The sequence below is a fragment of the Ahrensia kielensis DSM 5890 genome, assembly GCF_000374465.1.
Taxonomy (GTDB): domain Bacteria; phylum Pseudomonadota; class Alphaproteobacteria; order Rhizobiales; family Rhizobiaceae; genus Ahrensia; species Ahrensia kielensis.
The window spans coordinates 86,688-104,266 of the sequence record NZ_KB894528.1 but is presented as its reverse complement, the minus strand read 5'-3'; the positions used below and the strand labels follow the sequence as shown (position 1 = coordinate 104,266).

At 47.2% G+C, this 17,579-nt stretch carries 16 protein-coding genes; 6 read left to right on the top strand and 10 right to left on the bottom strand.

Annotated features, from left to right (window positions below; genetic code table 11):
- The first annotated feature begins 88 nt into the window (after positions 1-88).
- Positions 89-673 (top strand): YceI family protein, encoded by a 585-nt coding sequence (locus C504_RS0100460; RefSeq protein ID WP_018687322.1) that lies wholly within the window; start codon positions 89-91, stop codon positions 671-673.
- Between the two features lie 94 nt (positions 674-767).
- Here C504_RS0100460 and C504_RS0100455 read toward each other — a convergent pair whose 3' ends face one another.
- The 5 genes from C504_RS0100455 to C504_RS0100435 form a co-directional block, all read right to left on the bottom strand.
- The gene (locus C504_RS0100455; protein ID WP_018687321.1) at positions 768-2,009 is read right to left on the bottom strand and encodes a cytochrome b/b6 domain-containing protein; all 1,242 of its coding nucleotides are present in this window, start codon (positions 2,007-2,009) and stop codon (positions 768-770) included.
- 105 nt (positions 2,010-2,114) lie between these two features.
- On the bottom strand, positions 2,115-3,026 hold the full coding sequence (locus C504_RS0100450) for a cytochrome c (RefSeq protein ID WP_018687320.1): 912 nt from the start codon (positions 3,024-3,026) through the stop codon (positions 2,115-2,117).
- Between the two features lie 14 nt (positions 3,027-3,040).
- Positions 3,041-3,484, bottom strand: coding sequence for a c-type cytochrome (locus tag C504_RS0100445; protein WP_018687319.1), 444 nt, complete (start codon positions 3,482-3,484; stop codon positions 3,041-3,043).
- Between the two features lie 138 nt (positions 3,485-3,622).
- Positions 3,623-4,225 carry a superoxide dismutase gene (locus tag C504_RS0100440; RefSeq protein ID WP_026317092.1) on the bottom strand — a complete coding sequence of 201 codons (603 nt, stop codon included), beginning with the start codon at positions 4,223-4,225 and terminating at the stop codon, positions 3,623-3,625.
- Positions 4,226-4,347: 122 nt separating this feature from the next.
- A complete protein-coding gene (locus C504_RS0100435; RefSeq protein WP_018687317.1) occupies positions 4,348-5,214 on the bottom strand; it encodes a branched-chain amino acid aminotransferase in 867 nt (288 codons plus the stop codon).
- 176 nt (positions 5,215-5,390) lie between these two features.
- Here C504_RS0100435 and C504_RS0100430 point away from each other — a divergent pair, with 176 nt between their 5' ends.
- Positions 5,391-6,047, top strand: a complete 657-nt coding sequence (locus C504_RS0100430) for a haloacid dehalogenase type II (protein WP_018687316.1) — start codon at positions 5,391-5,393, stop codon at positions 6,045-6,047.
- Positions 6,048-6,213: 166 nt separating this feature from the next.
- Positions 6,214-6,945, top strand: coding sequence for a L,D-transpeptidase (locus C504_RS0100425; RefSeq protein WP_018687315.1), 732 nt, complete (start codon positions 6,214-6,216; stop codon positions 6,943-6,945).
- Between the two features lie 65 nt (positions 6,946-7,010).
- On the opposite strand, the gene C504_RS0100420 is transcribed toward C504_RS0100425, so the two are convergent.
- Positions 7,011-8,636 carry a helicase HerA-like C-terminal domain-containing protein gene (locus C504_RS0100420; RefSeq protein ID WP_018687314.1) on the bottom strand — a complete coding sequence of 542 codons (1,626 nt, stop codon included), beginning with the start codon at positions 8,634-8,636 and terminating at the stop codon, positions 7,011-7,013.
- A gap of 169 nt (positions 8,637-8,805) precedes the next feature.
- On the opposite strand from C504_RS0100420, the gene C504_RS0100415 reads away from it, so the two are divergent.
- Both C504_RS0100415 and C504_RS16910 read left to right on the top strand, forming a co-directional pair.
- Entirely contained in the window at positions 8,806-9,168 is a 363-nt protein-coding gene (locus tag C504_RS0100415; protein WP_018687313.1) for a hypothetical protein, read from the top strand.
- 80 nt (positions 9,169-9,248) lie between these two features.
- Positions 9,249-10,592, top strand: a complete 1,344-nt coding sequence (locus tag C504_RS16910; protein WP_018687312.1) for a TIGR03808 family TAT-translocated repetitive protein — start codon at positions 9,249-9,251, stop codon at positions 10,590-10,592.
- An 8-nt stretch (positions 10,593-10,600) separates the two neighbouring features.
- Here the strand turns inward: C504_RS16910 and C504_RS0100405 are convergent, their stop codons facing one another.
- Positions 10,601-11,611, bottom strand: a complete 1,011-nt coding sequence (locus C504_RS0100405; protein ID WP_018687311.1) for an asparaginase — start codon at positions 11,609-11,611, stop codon at positions 10,601-10,603.
- A 77-nt stretch (positions 11,612-11,688) separates the two neighbouring features.
- Here C504_RS0100405 and C504_RS0100400 point away from each other — a divergent pair, with 77 nt between their 5' ends.
- Positions 11,689-12,444: a DUF3750 domain-containing protein gene (locus C504_RS0100400; RefSeq protein ID WP_018687310.1), complete on the top strand. Its 756-nt coding sequence runs from the start codon at positions 11,689-11,691 to the stop codon at positions 12,442-12,444.
- Here C504_RS0100400 and C504_RS0100395 read toward each other — a convergent pair.
- The 3 genes from C504_RS0100395 to C504_RS0100385 all read right to left on the bottom strand — a co-directional run bounded on the left by C504_RS0100395 (position 12,441) and on the right by C504_RS0100385 (position 17,523).
- Positions 12,441-13,955, bottom strand: coding sequence for a phosphomannomutase/phosphoglucomutase (locus C504_RS0100395; protein ID WP_018687309.1), 1,515 nt, complete (start codon positions 13,953-13,955; stop codon positions 12,441-12,443). The genes C504_RS0100400 and C504_RS0100395 overlap by 4 nt on opposite strands.
- A gap of 107 nt (positions 13,956-14,062) precedes the next feature.
- Positions 14,063-15,982, bottom strand: coding sequence for a 1-deoxy-D-xylulose-5-phosphate synthase (gene dxs / locus C504_RS0100390; RefSeq protein WP_026317091.1), 1,920 nt, complete (start codon positions 15,980-15,982; stop codon positions 14,063-14,065).
- A gap of 188 nt (positions 15,983-16,170) precedes the next feature.
- Complete coding sequence (locus C504_RS0100385; protein WP_018687307.1) at positions 16,171-17,523, bottom strand: NAD(P)H-dependent oxidoreductase; 1,353 nt, start codon at positions 17,521-17,523, stop codon at positions 16,171-16,173.
- Positions 17,524-17,579: the final 56 nt, after the last annotated feature.

Below are 17,579 nucleotides of genomic sequence, written 5' to 3'. Positions count from 1 at the left end.
AGCGCTGGTGAAATATAGATTAGATCATCAGCGTATATGCGCGATTGCAATACTTCCCGTCAATTAATCATGTTTAGGAACGAACTATATGAAACGTTTTGCCAAAATTGCAGCAGCACTTGCTGTTGCTACAGCTGCCGCAAGTATTACAACTGCACAAGCAGCAGAATGGACACTCGATTCAAGCCACAGCCAGATTGTATTTTCATATAATCACCTTGGCTTTTCGACAACAACTGGCATGTTCTCAGGCTTTACCGGTGACATTTCGTTCGACCCAGAAAACCCTGAAGCATCATCTGTGTCTGTTGAAATTCCAACAGAATCACTCATCACAGGCTGGCCTGACCGCGACAAGCATTTCTTGACTGCTGACTTTTTTGACAAGGACGCAGCGCCGCTTATCACATTCAAATCGACATCAGTTGAAGTAACAGGTGATAACACTGCCAATATCACGGGTGATCTCACACTCAACAGCGTGACAAAGCCGGTTGTACTTGAGACAACTTTTAACGGTTCAAAAGAACACCCAATGATGAAGAAGCCTTGGGCTGGTTTTGATGCGACAGCAAAAATCGTTCGCTCTGAGTTCGATATGGGCAACTTCGCTCCATTCATCTCTGACGAAGTCGACATCAAAATTTCAGTGGAAGCTATGCCTGCTGAATAAGCACACTTATTGTAATAAAAACCGCGCAACCCTGTATGGCTTGCGCGGTTTTTTATGTCTCAAATCGTTTGAGTTGATTAAGCTGAAAGCCCGATCATTGTTTTTCTGCGGCAAGGTCAATCATAATCTCAACGGGAAAACCGACTGAATCCTCATTTGCATATTTCTGTGCACCAACCTCATAATCCATGCGGTTCAGCTCAGTGCGGGTCTGCATTTTCGCACGATTGCCCTCAATGGTAAGTTCGAAATTCAATGTGAACGGTTTAGCAACACCAGCAATCTCTAACGTGCCTTGTGCCTCATAGCTATTTTCACCAGTGCTTTGAAAATCATCTGATGTAAAACGTGCTTCTGCATATTCATCCGCATTCAAAAAGTCAGCACTTTTTGCCTGATCAGAAACACTGCCTAGTTGAAGACTACCAACAGCAATGCGTGCATCAACAAACGATGTCTCCAGATTATCTGGGTCAAAATTTATTACCGCATCCCAATTTTTAAATTCGCCTTCAACAGGAGACCCAAGCTGTTTGATACTTATTTTCAAAGTGCTTTCAGCAGCAATGACTTTCCAAACTGCATCACCCTTCACATCAGCAGGCGCATTAATGACCTGCGTTCGGCTTGCACTATCAGCGGCCTTATTTTTAGCGCTTACGTTCAAGCCAATTGCGCCAAGGCTAAAACCAACAACAATGATTGCCGCAACAGCTGCCAAGCCTTTTGGCAGATGTTTTGCATCAGAATGAGGGAGTTTAAAATCTTCACTTAATTTGCTCGGAACCATGCGATCAATCGTGACATCTTTATCAATGACCAAATGCTTCAAAGCACCGCCAATATGCGCAATCAAAGTCAATGTTATACCAAGCGCTAAAATCCAGTGCATCGACGCAAAGATTTTCGATAGGTTCTCACTTTGAGGCACGAAAGGTAGTTCTTGTCCAAACGGCCACCAGATAGGCGCAAAACCTGTACTGGATGCATGATAGAGAAGACCTGTCACAGGCATCGCAACAATGGCGATATATAAAACCCAATGTGCTGTTTCGGCTGCAAAAGTTTCTAATTTTCGCTCAGGATGAAGCGGTTTAGGTCGTGGATTAGCGAATGCCCAGACAATTCGCATAATAGCGACAAGCAGTACAATTACACCGATCGTTTTATGCATAGAATACATGAAAACTTTTCGCGCGATTTGGTCGGCGGTTCCATCAGGCAAATATGTCATGATCGTACCGGCAATCAAAAGCCCTAGAATCAATAGTGCCGTAAGCCAATGGAAAATTTGTGCTACTTTACCGTAGCGCTCTTTTGTATTTATCAGTGCCATAAATCATTATCCAAATGTCGTTTGGAATTTTCTTACCCCATGCTGTGCGAACTGCAAGCATAACGGGTGTGAACACGCTGTATAGATAATGAAATAGACGGGTTCTTATGGCTGGATAATTTTCAAATAAGCCGCAATGGCTTCGCGATCACTGGCAGGCACGAACGCATAATTAGCAGCAACATCCGCCATGGAGCTGCCGACGGAATCAAAATCCGGTGTGAATCCTGTTTCAAGCATATATGCGATATCGCTCTCAGACCAGCTTTCTAAATTATCAGGTCCGTTCGTAATGCCTGGGATTCGGCCCTCACCTTCCGGTGACGGCGCTCCTTGCAACCAATTGCTGCGCTGCATACCGCCAGCCAGCGAACGCGGCGTATGGCACTCACCGCAATGGCCAGGCCCCTCCACCAAATAACGTCCACGCAGAAGCTGTTCATCATCGCCAAGCGCTGCATCGCTTATGACGGACTTATCATTCAAATAGAGCTTTTTCCAAAGCCCTAATCCGCGCCGCACATTGAAAGGAAAAGCAATATCAGAGGGTTTGTCAGCTTCTTCAGAGACTGGGAGTTGTTTTAAAAATGCGAACAGATCAGATAAATCTTCGATCGTCATGTGAGCGTAAGACGCATAGGGAAATGCTGGATAATAGTGTCTACCCTCAGGTGACACGCCCTTTTTCATCGCGTTCGAAAAGTCTTCGAAAGACCAGTTACCCAATCCATGCTCACGGCTCGGCGATATATTAGGCACGGCAAAGTCGCCAAATTCTGTTGTCAAAACCAATCCGCCTGAAAGAACTTTCTTAGCATCTCCCGACACTTTGGGCGCTGCATGACAGGAGGCGCAGCCCCCTGCCCAAAAAAGCGTTTCGCCATTGCCCAAGTCGGGCTCATGGCCATCAATTGCAGCAAACATGCTCTCATCAAGTTTTTGAGGCGCAGTCAAAAACCAAAAGACAGCGCCTCCGATGAGGCCGTTAGCAACGAGAGCAAGAAGGAGACGTTTCAAACGAAACTCCAAAGTTAGTTTTTAGAAATGCGGTACGCTTTGTGGCAAACACCGCAGTTTGCGGCCACTTTACCAAATGTCGCTTTAAATGCATCTAAATCAGCTGGTGCTGCAGCAATAGCCTCGGCTGTGTCTGTTTCAAATTTTGCAACAGCTGCTTCAAAACCTGCACGGTCTTCCCAAATTTTAGGACTAGCCGTTGTATCGCCGCCAGTCTCAGAACCTTCTGGAAAATAGCTCACGAAATCTTTGGAAACATCGTTCATTGTCTGAAAAGCAGCAAGTGCGGCGGCTGCATCAAACGGTTTTTCACCTTTAATCATCTCGGATGCGCTTTTCGCAGCGCCGCCAACCATCTTCATGGCCTTTTGACGGTCTGAAATAGGATCTTGCGCATAAGCGACACTAGCTGCAACCAATACAGCTGAAAGTGATAGAAATATTTTCTTTGAAGGCATAGCATCTCTCCTGATATTGCATATCTGTAAAGTATTACGGCTATTAAATGCGTTCACGTCAAGTCACAGAAACTTGATCAAGTATATCTAACAAAAACCCGACTTTAAAGCCGGGTTTTAAATATTTATAGAGATGAATTACTTTGTAGCTTCTTCATACATTTTCTCGACATATTCCCAGTTGATCATATTATCAACGAATGCTTCGAGATATTCTGGACGCGCGTTGCGGTAATCAATGTAATAAGAATGTTCCCAAACATCGACACCCAAAATTGGCATCGCACCATGCACCAAAGGATTTTCTCCGTTTGGTGTTTTTGTGATCTCAAGCTTGCCGTCTTTAACAACAACCCAAGCCCAACCTGAACCGAATTGGCCAACACCAGCGGCAACGAAATCAGAACGGAATTTATCAAAACCACCTAGATCGCTATCGATAGAAGCCTGCAATTTACCAGGCAGCTTGTTACCGCCGCCATCTTTCTTCATCCAATTCCAAAAATGGACGTGGTTGTAATGCTGACCAGCATTATTGAAGAGTGGTGCGTTTGAGCCATAAGACTTTTTTACGATCTCTTCCAAAGATAGATCAGCCATGCCTGCAGCTTCTGCAAGCTCATTGCCTTTTGTCACATAAGCATTGTGGTGCTTATCATGGTGAAACTCGAGTGTTTCTGCTGACATATAAGGTGCGAGTGCATCATATGCATATGGAAGTTCTGGAAGTTTGAAGGCCATTTTTCTGTCCTCTTCATAGTTAAAGCGATCTGACACGACACTGCGCATCTGTTCACAAATTACATAGTTGTTCTACACTGATCCGACAACGGGCCGGAGCTGTTTGAATGAAATTAATTGAGTTAGCTATGCGCCCATTCCCAATAAAGTTCACGGGCTTTTTGCCCAACTGGTCCTGCCTGTATTTCTCGGTCTTCTACCTTGATAATAGGTACAACCTTTGAATGGTTCCCTGTTGAGAAAATTTCGTCCGCCTCCATCACGTCTTGCATCGTGATTGTTTGCTCTTTGGTCTTAAAACCATAGCCCAGCAATAAGTCCATAACACGGTGGCGCGTAATACCTGTCAAAAACGAACCGTTACCGGCTGGCGTCATTACCTGCCCATCTTTGACAAGGAAAATGTTTGATGTTCCGGTTTCACAAATATTGCCGAGCATGTCGCGTGTCAGGCAATTATCAAATCCGCGCTTTTTAGCCTCCATAATCGCCCGCCCGTTATTCGGATACAAGCAACCAGCTTTGGCGTCAGTTGGCATACATTCCATAGTTGGGCGTCTGAAAGGTGACAAAGAAACAGAAAAACCTTTTGATTCAATCATCGGAGATTCAAACATGCAAAGTGCAAAGCGTGTCGATTCTGGATCGGCAGGAACAGACATATATCCGCCATGCTCTGCCCAGTACATCGGACGGATATAAACAGCCGTCTTTCCGTCAAATTTTTTCAAACCATCTTTGGCCAGCGCGATGATTTCATCTGCTTCCATTGTTGGCTTAAGACCGAGTGCAATAGCAGACCGATTTACGCGTGCGCAATGTAGATCAAGGTCGGGCGCGACGCCTTCAAACCAGCGCGCTCCATCAAACACAGTAGAGCCGAGCCATACTGCGTGCGTGCGTGCCCCCATAATCGGCACATTACCTTCGTGCCAATCTCCATCCAAATAAGTCCAAGTCTGGCTTTGCGCCGTCGTATCAACCATCATAGATTGTCTCCTTTTAACGGCAGGCTTCGATTATTTTTGCCGAGAGGTCAATCCTCTTGTGACAAATCCAATGCCTATAAAAAACTTCCCAAGCCATCAGTTTTGACGCAAACCTTAATGCAGGGTATTGGTATTTTGAAAATTATTACCGTCGTTTGCTAGAGAAGATTACAGTCATGAGTTCTGAGGCCTACGTGTTTGATGCCTACGGCACCTTATTTGACGTCCATTCAGCTGTACGCAAACATGCTGATGCATTAGGGCCAGCAGGCGCTCGCATGAGCCAAGTTTGGCGCCAGAAGCAGCTCGAATATTCTTGGGTACGCAGCCTAATGGGCTCTTACAGCGACTTTTGGAAGCTCACAGAAGAATCATTGGATTATGCGCTGGCAGCCAACGATCTCGGCGATAAAAACGGGCATTTACGCGAAATCCTATTGGAAGCCTATTGGACGCTCGACTGCTATCCAGAGGTTCCCAAAGTGCTCAAGCGATTGCGCAAGAATGGCGCGCGTATTGGTATTTTATCCAATGGTTCACCTGAAATGCTGAACGCTGCAATCGAATCATCCGATCTTGGGCATTTAATCGATGATGTTTTTTCTGTTGATGCCGTCAAAAAGTTCAAAACCGCGCCGGATGTGTACCGAATGGTCACCGACAGCTGGGACATAAAGGCAAAAAAAGTGTCGTTTCAGTCATCAAATCGCTGGGATATCGCTGGCGCAACGAAATTCGGGTTCAAAACCGTGTGGATTAACCGCACAGAACAGCCTGACGAATACAAATCTTATGCCCCGAACAAAGTGCTTTCTACTCTTGAAGAGCTATAAACATTCTGAACTCTTATAGTTCAAGATCAAAGCAGTTCATCGCTGCGTTGCCAAAGCGACACAGCTGCGCAACTTCGTACGTCTTCCACTGCTCCTTCTTGCAATTGGTCTTTTCAGCGGACTGAGCTTTTCGTACTTAAATACACCAATCGAATCAGGGTGTATTATGCAAAAACTAAACCGACGCAGTATTCTTAAATTCGGTGCTTTAGCACCGCTTGCCTTAACCGGCGCATGTTCGACAGTCGGGGGCGGTCCTAAAGAAGATGGCGCATCTCTGCCACGCATAAAAAACCCACTACCATTTACAAAAGCACCGGAATTCCCTCCATTTGAAGAAATGTATGCGGCAAAATCCGATGGCGGCTTTTCTATCCCTGCTGTTCCTTACCAGAAAATCAATGAGCGCTATCTGCGCCAAGTCGTGAATGACCCAACAGGTGAAAAGCCAGGGACAATCATTGTTGATACAAGGTCGCACCACTTATTCTTAGTTCTACCGGGCGGTAAAGCTGTACGTTATGGCGTTGGCCTAGGTCGCGCAGGTTTTGAATGGTCTGGACGCGCGGAAGTTAAGCGTAAAGCATCATGGCCTAAATGGCACCCACCAGAAGAAATGATTGAGCGCGAACCTAAACTAGAAAAATATCGCACAACGTATGATCGTAAGACCGACACATATGAAGGCGGTATGGATGGCGGCCCATACAACCCATTGGGTGCACGAGCACTTTACCTTTATCAAGGCAATGTAGACACATTGTACCGCTTGCATGGTTCTCCAGAATGGAACTCAATCGGCAAGTCTGTCTCTTCAGGCTGTGTGCGCCTTATGAATCAGGACGCAATTGACCTACACAGTCGTGCAAATATTGGCGCACAGGTTCTTGTTCGCTGATATTTTGCAAAATCCTATAATAAAAAAGCGCCTTTAAGGCGCTTTTTTGTGTTCGTATTTACCGCTTACAAACCACGTTTGATTGAGCCTAATATACCGCGCACTAAAGCTTTACCAAGCGATGTCGATACACTCCGCACAATTGACTTCACCGCAGCTTCAGCAGGCGTTTGTCGGTTACCGTATTTCGAGCGAGAACGAGATGATGTTTTACGCTTTGTTTTGGTGGTGCGGCGGCGGTCACGGTCATAATCGCGATCATCGTCATCATCATCGTCATCGCCAAATCCAGGCAAGCGCCATTTAGAGCGTGCGCTGCTGTCGCGATCATCATCTTCCTCTTCGCGGCGGCGCTCTTCCTCTTCAAGTTCCGCCTCTTTTTTGGCGCGCGCGGCAAGTTTTTCAAACGCGCTTTCACGGTCTAATGTCTCATCATACTGGCCAAAAATAGGGCTTTGTTTAACATATTCTGCGCGTTCAGTATCGTTTAGCGGGCCAAGCCGCGATGATGGCGGGCGAATGAGCGTCCGTTGCACCATGCCGGGCACACCCTTAGCTTGCAGCGTAGAGACCAGTGCCTCGCCCACACCCAATTGTGTAATTGTCTCAAAGCAATCAAAATCAGGATTTGGCCTAAAGGTATCTGCGGCTGTTTTTACGGCCTTTTGCTCGCGCGGTGTGTAGGCACGCAGCGCATGCTGAATGCGATTACCAAGCTGCGATAGAACTCGGTCAGGCACATCAAGCGGGTTTTGCGTAACAAAGAAGACGCTTACTCCCTTTGAACGGATCAGGCGCACGACCTGTTCAACACGCTCGATCAGAATGTCTGGTGCTTCGGAAAACAACAAATGCGCTTCATCAAAGAAAAACACGAGGCGCGGTTTATCTGGGTCACCAATTTCAGGTAGCTCTTCGAACAATTCCGACAGTAACCAGAGCAAGAACACACCATAAAGGCGTGGGTTCATCATCAATTGATCTGCCGCCAAAACACTAATTGCGCCGCGGCCATCGGGTGTTGTGCGCATAATGTCAGATATTTTTAGAGCTGGCTCACCAAAGAACAACTCCGCGTGCTGCTGCTCAAGAACAAGCAATTTACGCTGAATGGCGCCAATGGACTGTTTATTTACCGACCCGTATTCACCTGAAAGCTCTGATGCGTGTTCTGCCATATGAAGCAGTAGCGAGCGCAGATCCTTCATATCGAGAAGCAAAAGTCCCTCCTCGTCGGCAAGTTTGAAAGCAATATTGATAATGCCTTCTTGAGCATCCGTTAGATCCATCATGCGCGAAAGCAGCAATGGTCCCATTTCAGAGATCGTTGCGCGGATCGGATGACCTTTTTTGCCAAATAAATCCCAAAAGAGCACTGGAAACTCTTGGAACACATAATCTTCAAAACCGATTTTTTCTGCGCGTTCGGTCAAAAATTCTTTGCCAACAGCACTGCCCATCGCAGCCACTCCGGAAAGGTCGCCCTTCACATCGGCGCAAAAGACAGGAACGCCGGCATTTGAAAAACCTTCCGCAAGTATCTGCAAAGTAACCGTTTTACCTGTACCGGTTGCGCCCGTAATCAAGCCATGCCGATTCGCATAAGCCAAAGACATAAATTCTTTTTGTTGAATACTATCATCAGGCTTACGGCTGGTGCCTAGGAAAATGCTGTTTGTCGGTTCGGTCATCTGATCGCTTCCGTTAAAATCTTTATCCCTTGGCTATAATCAGCCCTGACGTTGCAAACAATGCCCAAGTAAAGATTTTGCCTCAAGATAAACTATTCAGTTAGTGTCTTGCATTCACGGCAAATTATGAACATATGACGTAAACGTCAAAATTTAACCGGAGATAATCATGGAACAACTAATCGCACGTATCGCAGACAATGTAGGAATTGATGCAGACAAAGCGACAAAAGCAGTCGGCGCTATCCTCGCATTCCTTCAAAAAGAAGGTCCTGCAGATGAAGTTGGACAAATGCTTGCTGCTGTTCCTGGTTCTCAAGAAGCGATTGCGAACGCTGATGGCGGCGGATTTCTTTCCGGTGCAATGCCAGGTGTGATGGGCCTCGGCTCTCAGCTTATGGGTATGGGTCTTGGTATGGGCGAAATTCAGGGCGTTGCAAAAGAAACGATTTCTTTTGCCAAAGAAAATGCAGGCGAAGAAACAGTGGACAACGTTATCGCTGCTATTCCGGGCCTTGGTCAGTTCATCTGATCGCACTCAAATTTTACTATGAATATGATCCCGGCTTTGCGCTGGGATTTTTTTGGCATTCATCTTGCGTTGATATATGCATGAAGAAGAATTTCATCGATAGACGTCAATTTTTGATCCAAGCTGGCACATATGCGGCCGGATTAAGCTTTGCGCGTCCCGCATTGGCACGCGACGCGCGTGAGTACGGCGTATTGCCAAACAGACGTGAAGACCAATCCCGCGCATTTCAAAGAATGATTGATCGTGCTGCCAAGCAGCGCGCTAAAATTTATCTTCCCAACGGAACTTATGCCATTTCTGGCGTGCAGCTTCCTGATTTTGTTGATCTAGCCGGCGATGGTGATCACGTAACGCTCGTCAATACCACAAGAAACCCTCTGCTTAACTCTCGCGGCGGGTCAACCGCCCTGCTTGAGAACATTTTGATCGATGGCGTTCATTTGGGCGGCGAAGACAGCAACTCTGCGCTCATTGACCTTCGCCAAGTAACTAGAGTTGAACTCAAGGGCATTACGATTAGGCGTGCCAGATATGATGCTTTGCGCTTAGAGCGATGCAGTGGCTCGATCATACAATGCAACATCTCTGATAGTGGACGGTTTGGGCTTTATGCGATTGAAAGCAAAGCCTTGAATATCAGCCATAACACGGTTGAAGATTGTGCTGATGGCGGCATCATCATTCATCGTTATGAGCAAGGCTATGATGGTTCGCGCATGCGCAATAACATTGTGCGCCGCATTTCTGCCGTGCGTGGCGGCACGGGACAATGGGGCAACGGCATCAATATATTCAAGACAGATGATGTCGAAATCACTGACAATACGATTGAAGATTGCGCCTTTTCAGCCATGCGCGCCAATACCGCGCGTAATTTCAAAATGAACAACAACACATGTTTACGGTCTGGTGAAATGGCAATTTTTGCCGAGTTCGGTTTTCGTAATGCAGAAATTAAAGACAATATCGTCATTGGCGCTGCAAGCGGCATTTCTGCAACCAATGCCAATGTGGGCGGCGGCGGTGCTATCATCACTGGTAATATAGTAAAAGACATGAATGCTATTGGCCCATATAAGCCGCAAGCCCCCTATTTCGGTCAGGGTATTAGCGCCGAGGCGGACGCATTGGTGGCCCAAAACACAATCGAGAATACAGCTGGTTACGGTATCAATCTTGGCTGGGGACCATATTTGCGCAATGTTGATGTGGTCGGCAACACGATTAAAAACGCCAAAATTGGCATTGGCATTTCCGCGGCGAAAGGCGCAGGTCCAGTCAGCATAAAAGGCAATCAGATCAATGCGCGAGAAGGTAATATCCGCACGCATGAATGGGATAAAATTAGCACAACAGATATTGGCCTAAAACCAGATCAAGCGCCCAAGCATATTACGCTAGAAGGCAATATCATTGGTTGAAGCGTTGTTTACACGCTAACCGAGCGCATTTCACCGGTATTGATACCGTTCCAATTATTGATTGGTCTTGTTGTCAGCGCCGAGATTGCCTCGCCCAGATCAGTGTCTTTGCCAAGCAGCTTATTTAGCACACCCGCAAGCATCATCTCGGCTGCACGTTCTGCCCCGTCATCCGCTTTAAGCGCAATACCAAGCCCTAGCTCTGGAATAGCGCCTGTATAAACGCCCTCCGCGCCAACTTTAGCAAAGATGCGCCCTTTACCTATTTCCATAACACGGGTGCAAAAACGGTTCGTGCCAGCCATATACCAAGGCTCGGCCATACAGGCTTGCATTAAACGATTAGCACTTTTAGCACGGATGGGTTCTAGCCCTGTGCCAGTTCCAAGCTTTGCAAACCCTTGCGCCAAGCCCTTTAAGCTGGCGGCAAGTGTTGGCGCAGAGCAACCATCAACACCGCACTGATCGCCAGGTATCGCTTCACCTGTCACATCTTCCATCGTTGCAACAATATTGCGTTGTAATTCATGGTCTGTATTCAAATAATCTTTTGTTTGCATACCGCTATGTTTAGCGCAGCACAAAAAGCCGGCATGTTTTCCTGAACAGTTATTATGAAGCTGCGATGGATTTTCACCCGCACGGGCCATATCGATTTTGGCTTTTTCAGCAGCAGCACCGATTAAAGGCCAATGTGCGCCGCATTCCATATCAGGTTCACTCAAACCCGCTGCGGCCAGCATTCTACCAGCTGTTTGCGCATGTTCTGGTTCAGATGAATGGGATGCGCACGCAAGTGACAGCTCCACATTGCCAAAACCATAAGCATCAGCTGCCCCGCTTTCGACGAGCGGCAAGGCTTGAATCATCTTCATTGCAGAACGTGGATATACAGGTCTATCCACAGTACCGACGGATAATACTGTGCTTCCATCAGCATCAACCACAGCGATTGAGCCACGGTGAACGCTTTCAACGATAGCGCCTCTAATCAGTTCGACAAGAATTGGATGGTTCAAAAGATGCTCCACAATTGCGTTAATTCAGCCTCATTTAGCCGCTATTCCTATCGCAATTATCCAATAAAGAAAGCCCGATGCGTTTCGTTTTTCGATACAGTTTTATATTCCTGCTGCCGTTCTTGCTTCCAACCATTGGGGCAGCAGCGTGGTGGACGAGTGTTGAAAGACCAGCATCATGGCGCAGTGCAGACTGGGGATCTTCGGGTCTTCTTTCAAAACAGCGCAACAAAGATCAACCTGCAATATATATTATGGCAGCACGTACTGGCGGGTTTAAAGGTGCGTTCGCGGTACATAGCTGGATTGTGTTGAAGCGCGAAGACCAAGATGGCTATGATCGTTATGACAAACTCGGATGGGGCAGTCCTGTGCGCAAAAACAATTATGCAGCTGACGCTTTTTGGTATTCGAACAAACCATCAATCATTGCCAAAATAACGGGCGAAGAAGCCAAGCGTCTTATTCCAAAAGTTGAAAATGCTATTAGTGTCTACAGATATTCAAACGCTGGTGATTATACAATTTGGCCCGGGCCGAACTCCAACACCTTCGTTGCAGATGTTCTTAGAAACGTGCCGGAACTGAATGCCAGCTTGCCGCCCAATGCCGTTGGCAAAGATTATTTGGGTGATGACATTTGGTTTATGCGCACCAGCAATAATAGCGATACTTATGTTAATTTTGGCGGCTATATTGGGTTTGCATTTGGTCGCACCGTCGGTTTTGAACTACAGTTTATGGGGCAAACAATAGGCCTCGACATACAAAAGCCGGCAATAAAATTACCGGCTTTTGGGCGTTTGGAATTAAGCAAAGGTGCAACGCCTTAAATCGACTGGTTGTATTCTCCAACTTCGTCGTTTTCGCGCAATACCGCATCTACTGCTTTGAACATTTCAAGTTTACGCTCTTCTGAGACAGGGCTTTCCACGACCACCACCAATTCAGGCTTGTTCGACGATGCGCGCACAAGCCCCCATGTACCGTCATCGCTAACGACACGGACGCCGTTTACTGTGACAAGATCAATGATATCATGGCCTGCAACTTTTTCGCCCGCTGCTTTCATCGCTTCAAAGCGTGCAACAACCTTGTCCACAATCCCGTATTTTGTTTCATCAGGACAATGAGGCGACATTGTTGGTGAGCCAAAAGTCAGCGGCAAATCACGATATAGATCAGCCATTGTCTTATCTGGGTTACGTTCAAGCATTTCACAAACAGCTATGCCGGTGATAATGCCATCATCATAACCGCGGCCAATCGGCGGGTTGAAGAAGAAGTGACCAGATTTCTCAAAGCCTGCAATTGCACCAAGCTCTGCAACACGGCGTTTAATATAAGAATGGCCCGTCTTATAATAATCTGTTGTAGCGCCTTGCGCCTTTAGAACTGGGTCCGTCATATAAAGACCCGTTGATTTAACATCTGCAACAAAAACTGAGTTTTCATGGTTTGCAGAAATGTCACGTGCGAGCATCACGCCTACTTTGTCGGCAAAAATCTCATTGCCTTCATTGTCGACTACGCCGCAGCGATCACCATCACCGTCAAAGCCAAGGCCGATATCTGCCCCTGTTTCCAACACTTTGTCGCGGATTGCATGGAGCATTTCCATGTCTTCTGGATTTGGGTTGTAACGTGGGAATGTGTGATCAAGTTCAGCATCAAGCGGAATAACCTCAACACCAATGCGCTCCAAAGCTTCAGGCGCAAAGGCACCTGCAGTGCCGTTACCGCAGGCCGCGACAACTTTCAGTTTTCGTTTGATGTTTTTACCTTCAACAAGGTCGGCAATATATTTTTCGCGGAAGCCTTCGATATATTCATAAGAACCGCCGCTACCAGTTACAAAATCACCTTCAAGAACGATGGCTTTAAGTTCGTTCATTTCATCTGGACCAAATGTCAAAGGCCGCTCACAACCCATTTTCACACCAGTCCAACCGTTTTCATTATGTGAAGCAGTGACCATCGCAACAGATGGGACATCCAGCTCAAATTGGCCGAAATAAGCCATCGGTGAAAGCGCAAGACCGATGTCTTTTACTTGCATACCTGCTGCCATAAGCCCTTGAATGAGCGCTAATTTGATTGAAAGAGAATAGCTACGGAAATCATGGCCAACAACAATACCGCGATCAATACCGCGGCGGCCAATCATCGTACCAATGCCCATGCCAAGCGCTTGTATGCCGATCAAGTTCAGTTCAGGCGCTTTATCTGAAGCGGGATGACCAAACCACCAGCGTGCATCATATTCTCTAAAGCCTGTCGGCTTGACCAGTGCAGTTGTTTCAAAGGCATAAGTATTAGGGCTGAGTTCTGAAACCGGCTTCATTCAATTGTCCATTCTATGAAAAATTAGTCTCTGCATACGTCAAAAGTGACATTTAGAACCTTAGTGCGAAAGAACAATGAATAAATTGAACTTACGTTTATCATTTACTATGCGCGAATATTCGGCACGCCAACCTGATCGCGTCCCAATGCAGCAAAGACAGTTTTGACAATGCTTGCCGCATCCAGCCCAGCGAGTTCGTAAAGTCTTTCAGGAGAAGCTTGTTCGAAAAAGCGGTCAGGCATGAACATTGAGCGGAAACGTACAGATCCATCAAGATGGCCGCGACTGCTTAATAGCTGCGCCACATGGCTACCAAACCCGCCGATTGAACCTTCTTCCACGGTGATAATCAATTCATGATTGCGCGCAAGATTTTCAATAAGTTCATCATCAATTGGCTTGGCAAATCGAGCATCTGCAACAGTGGTCGAAAGACCATAGGTTTCCAAATCTTCGGCTGCGAGCAGCGCTTCTTTAAGCCTTGCGCCTAAAGAGACAATCGCAACTTTGCTGCCCTCGCGCATTATGCGCCCCTTACCGATTTGAAGAATTTCTCCGCGTTCCGGCATATCTACGCCTACGCCCTCGCCGCGCGGATATCGGAAAGCCATTGGCCCCTCATCATATTCGGCGGCCGTGCGGACCATATGTTTTAGATCAGCCTCATCACCAGCGGCCATAACAACCATGTTTGGGATACAGCTTAAATATGCAACATCGAATGATCCAGCATGTGTGGAGCCGTCAGCACCAACAAATCCAGCGCGGTCGATTGGAAAACGAACAGGCAGGCTCTGAATAGCACAGTCGTGAACGACCTGATCATATGCGCGTTGCAAAAAAGTGGAATAAATAGCGCAGAATGGCTTCATGCCATCGGCTGCCATTCCCGCAGCAAATGTCACCGCATGCTGCTCGGCTATACCAACATCATAGGTGCGATCAGGGTGAATTTGTTCAAAGATATCAACACCCGTACCGCCAGGCATTGCTGCTGAAATCGCCACGATACGGTCATCAAACGTGCCTTCTTGTGCCAATGACTGACCAAAAACCTTCGTGTAACTTGGCGCATTGGGTTTTGCTTTTGCCTGTGCGCCGGTAACAACATCAAACTTGCTGACACCGTGATACTTGTCGCTTGCAGCTTCTGCAGGCGCATAGCCTTTGCCCTTTTGCGTCACAACATGAATGAGGATCGGGCCAACCTTCGCATCGCGCGCATTGCGTAATACAGGCAGCAAATGCTCCAAATTGTGCCCATCGATTGGACCAACATAGAAGAAACCCAATTCTTCAAACAGTGTGCCGCCAGACCAGAACGCCCGCGCATATTCTTCTGTTTTACGCGCTTTATCTTGAAAAAACTTCGGCAAACGCTTGGATAATTGTTTGGCTGACTCACGCAGCGAAATATATGTCTTGCCGGAAACCAGACGTGCCAAATATGCACTCATCGCGCCTGTCGGCGGTGCAATAGACATGTCGTTGTCATTGAGAATAACGATTTGCTGTGCATCTATCGCGCCAGCATTATTCATTGCTTCATAGGCCATGCCTGCCGACATTGAGCCATCACCAATGACAGATACAACATTGCGCTGTGTACCTTGCAGCCGTGCGGCCTCCACCATACCAAGTCCAGCGGAGATAGAAGTGGACGAATGCGCCGCGCCAAAAGGATCAAATTCGCTTTCTGAGCGTTTCGTAAAGCCTGAAAGACCATCTTCTTTGCGAATGGTCGCCATCTGCGCTCGGCGGCCTGTCAGCATTTTATGCGGGTAACATTGATGCCCAACATCCCACAAAATGCGGTCGTGCGGCGTATCAAAAACATGGTGCAAAGCGACTGTAAGCTCCACAACGCCCAAATTAGAGCCTAGATGACCACCCGACTTTGAGACAGAATGCACCAAATCCGCACGCAATTCATCGGCAACTTGAGGCAGGTCTGTATCTGAAAATTTTCTGAGATCTGAAGGTGAATTGATCTGGTCGAGCAGCGGTGTAGCAGGCTTCGTCATATTTTCGGTCACTCCTGACACCAATACGCTTTTAAAAATCGAAATCGCCATAGGGCATTTACGAACGGTGTTTCTTGTTACACTACTATGTCCGGCTTTAATAAACGCGGCAATGTGGCATTTGTTTGCATTTAAAATCAGGCTTTAACTTAGAAAAGCACTGCGCTGCAAGCTGATACCCTCCGCGCTTAGTGCAAACTGTCTGGAATATGCGTTGAGCCCCAGACCATTATGTCCTGCCGCGCTCGTAATTTGGCAATGTGTGAGCCTAATTTCGGGCGGGCATTTTCAAATGTAATCAGTTCTCCGCGCTTAATGTCTTTCAACGATGTACCATCTTGCAGCAAACCACAAGGCACGGCTGCTTTGGCGCGCGATTCAAGCGCCGTCATTGTCCATGATCGGTAGCAATATTCACCCACAGCATCCAAAACTTCACCTGCTTTAATATCGCGCTTAGCAACAGCGCAAACATCAGCTACAGGCTTTGAAAGCGGCACCATATCGGCTTTGCCATGCAAGACAACACGCGCAGCCGTGAGTGGCACCTCCAGCGAGGTTAAATGATAAGGCCTATGGAAGGTGAAATATGGCCCCTCACCCATTTTCAGATCAGCCATACGTTCATGAACACGCGGATGCTCGGCTTTGATAACAACAAACACACCGGGCGAAACGCCTTTGCCTATTGAATAATCTACGCAGCCTGATTTTGTGAGAACACCGCCATCTTCAACGGGAATAAGCGTCTTTGCCAATTCGCTCACGCCAGCGCTTGGTCCGTGCATGCCCGGCACATCCGGCACGAGGCCCGTTGCATTGGCAATCGCTGCCATTTCAACCATCGTTTTTGAGCCATCAACAAACTCAACCAACATACGCACATTCATATTGCGGCGTTCAGCTTCCGCTCTGTAGTCATCCGGCACGGCATGAAAATCGAGCGGGTTATTCTTCCCTTTACCAGCAGAAACAACCGAATGCCCCATAGCCGTTACAAACTCGATCAGCTCCATACATGATGAAGGTTCATCGCCAGCACCAAGCGTGTAAATGACACCCGCTTTGTCGGCTTCAGACTTTAAATAGGGACCTATACAAACATCACATTCCACATTCATCATGATTAGATGTTTGCCAAAGCCTATGGCGCGCATGCCGATGTCTGCGCCAACTTCCGGAATACCAGTCGCGTCAATGACGACATCAATCATGTCATGGCTGAGCGCCAAATCCATGTCCTGTGTGACAGCGATTTTACCCGCTTCCATCGCGGCAGACATTTCGTCATGCGTCGCAGTATCAACCGTGTGGCCATCTTCGCTATAGGCTAGTCTCGATGCTATATGGGCTTTCCCCTGAGTACGCTCTACGACCGCGCCGACCTTGATGCCCTGCATCATGGCGACCTGCGTAAAGATATCGGTTCCCATTTCGCCTGTACCGACAAGGCCAATACGAATTGGTTTTCCGTTTTCTTCAAGCGCTTTGAGTTCAGCGGCAAGGCCGACAAGCTGCACATTAGGCTTAAATGGAAACAAAAGATCACTCCAAAAACAATGCGCCTTCTTCCACTTTACTTAAGGAAAAAGCAATA

Bases quoted from the DNA above. Each gene is read 5' to 3' on its own strand.
- C504_RS0100460 (WP_018687322.1), top strand. From the start codon at position 89: ATGAAACGTTTTGCCAAAATTGCAGCAGCACTTGCTGTTGCTACAGCT.
- C504_RS0100455 (WP_018687321.1), bottom strand. From the start codon at position 2,009: ATGGCACTGATAAATACAAAAGAGCGCTACGGTAAAGTAGCACAAATT.
- C504_RS0100445 (WP_018687319.1), bottom strand. From the start codon at position 3,484: ATGCCTTCAAAGAAAATATTTCTATCACTTTCAGCTGTATTGGTTGCA.
- C504_RS0100440 (WP_026317092.1), bottom strand. From the start codon at position 4,225: ATGGCCTTCAAACTTCCAGAACTTCCATATGCATATGATGCACTCGCA.
- C504_RS0100435 (WP_018687317.1), bottom strand. From the start codon at position 5,214: ATGATGGTTGATACGACGGCGCAAAGCCAGACTTGGACTTATTTGGAT.
- C504_RS0100430 (WP_018687316.1), top strand. From the start codon at position 5,391: ATGAGTTCTGAGGCCTACGTGTTTGATGCCTACGGCACCTTATTTGAC.
- C504_RS0100425 (WP_018687315.1), top strand. From the start codon at position 6,214: ATGCAAAAACTAAACCGACGCAGTATTCTTAAATTCGGTGCTTTAGCA.
- C504_RS0100420 (WP_018687314.1), bottom strand. From the start codon at position 8,636: ATGACCGAACCGACAAACAGCATTTTCCTAGGCACCAGCCGTAAGCCT.
- C504_RS0100415 (WP_018687313.1), top strand. From the start codon at position 8,806: ATGGAACAACTAATCGCACGTATCGCAGACAATGTAGGAATTGATGCA.
- C504_RS16910 (WP_018687312.1), top strand. From the start codon at position 9,249: ATGAAGAAGAATTTCATCGATAGACGTCAATTTTTGATCCAAGCTGGC.
- C504_RS0100400 (WP_018687310.1), top strand. From the start codon at position 11,689: ATGCGTTTCGTTTTTCGATACAGTTTTATATTCCTGCTGCCGTTCTTG.
- C504_RS0100395 (WP_018687309.1), bottom strand. From the start codon at position 13,955: ATGAAGCCGGTTTCAGAACTCAGCCCTAATACTTATGCCTTTGAAACA.
- dxs (WP_026317091.1), bottom strand. From the start codon at position 15,982: ATGACGAAGCCTGCTACACCGCTGCTCGACCAGATCAATTCACCTTCA.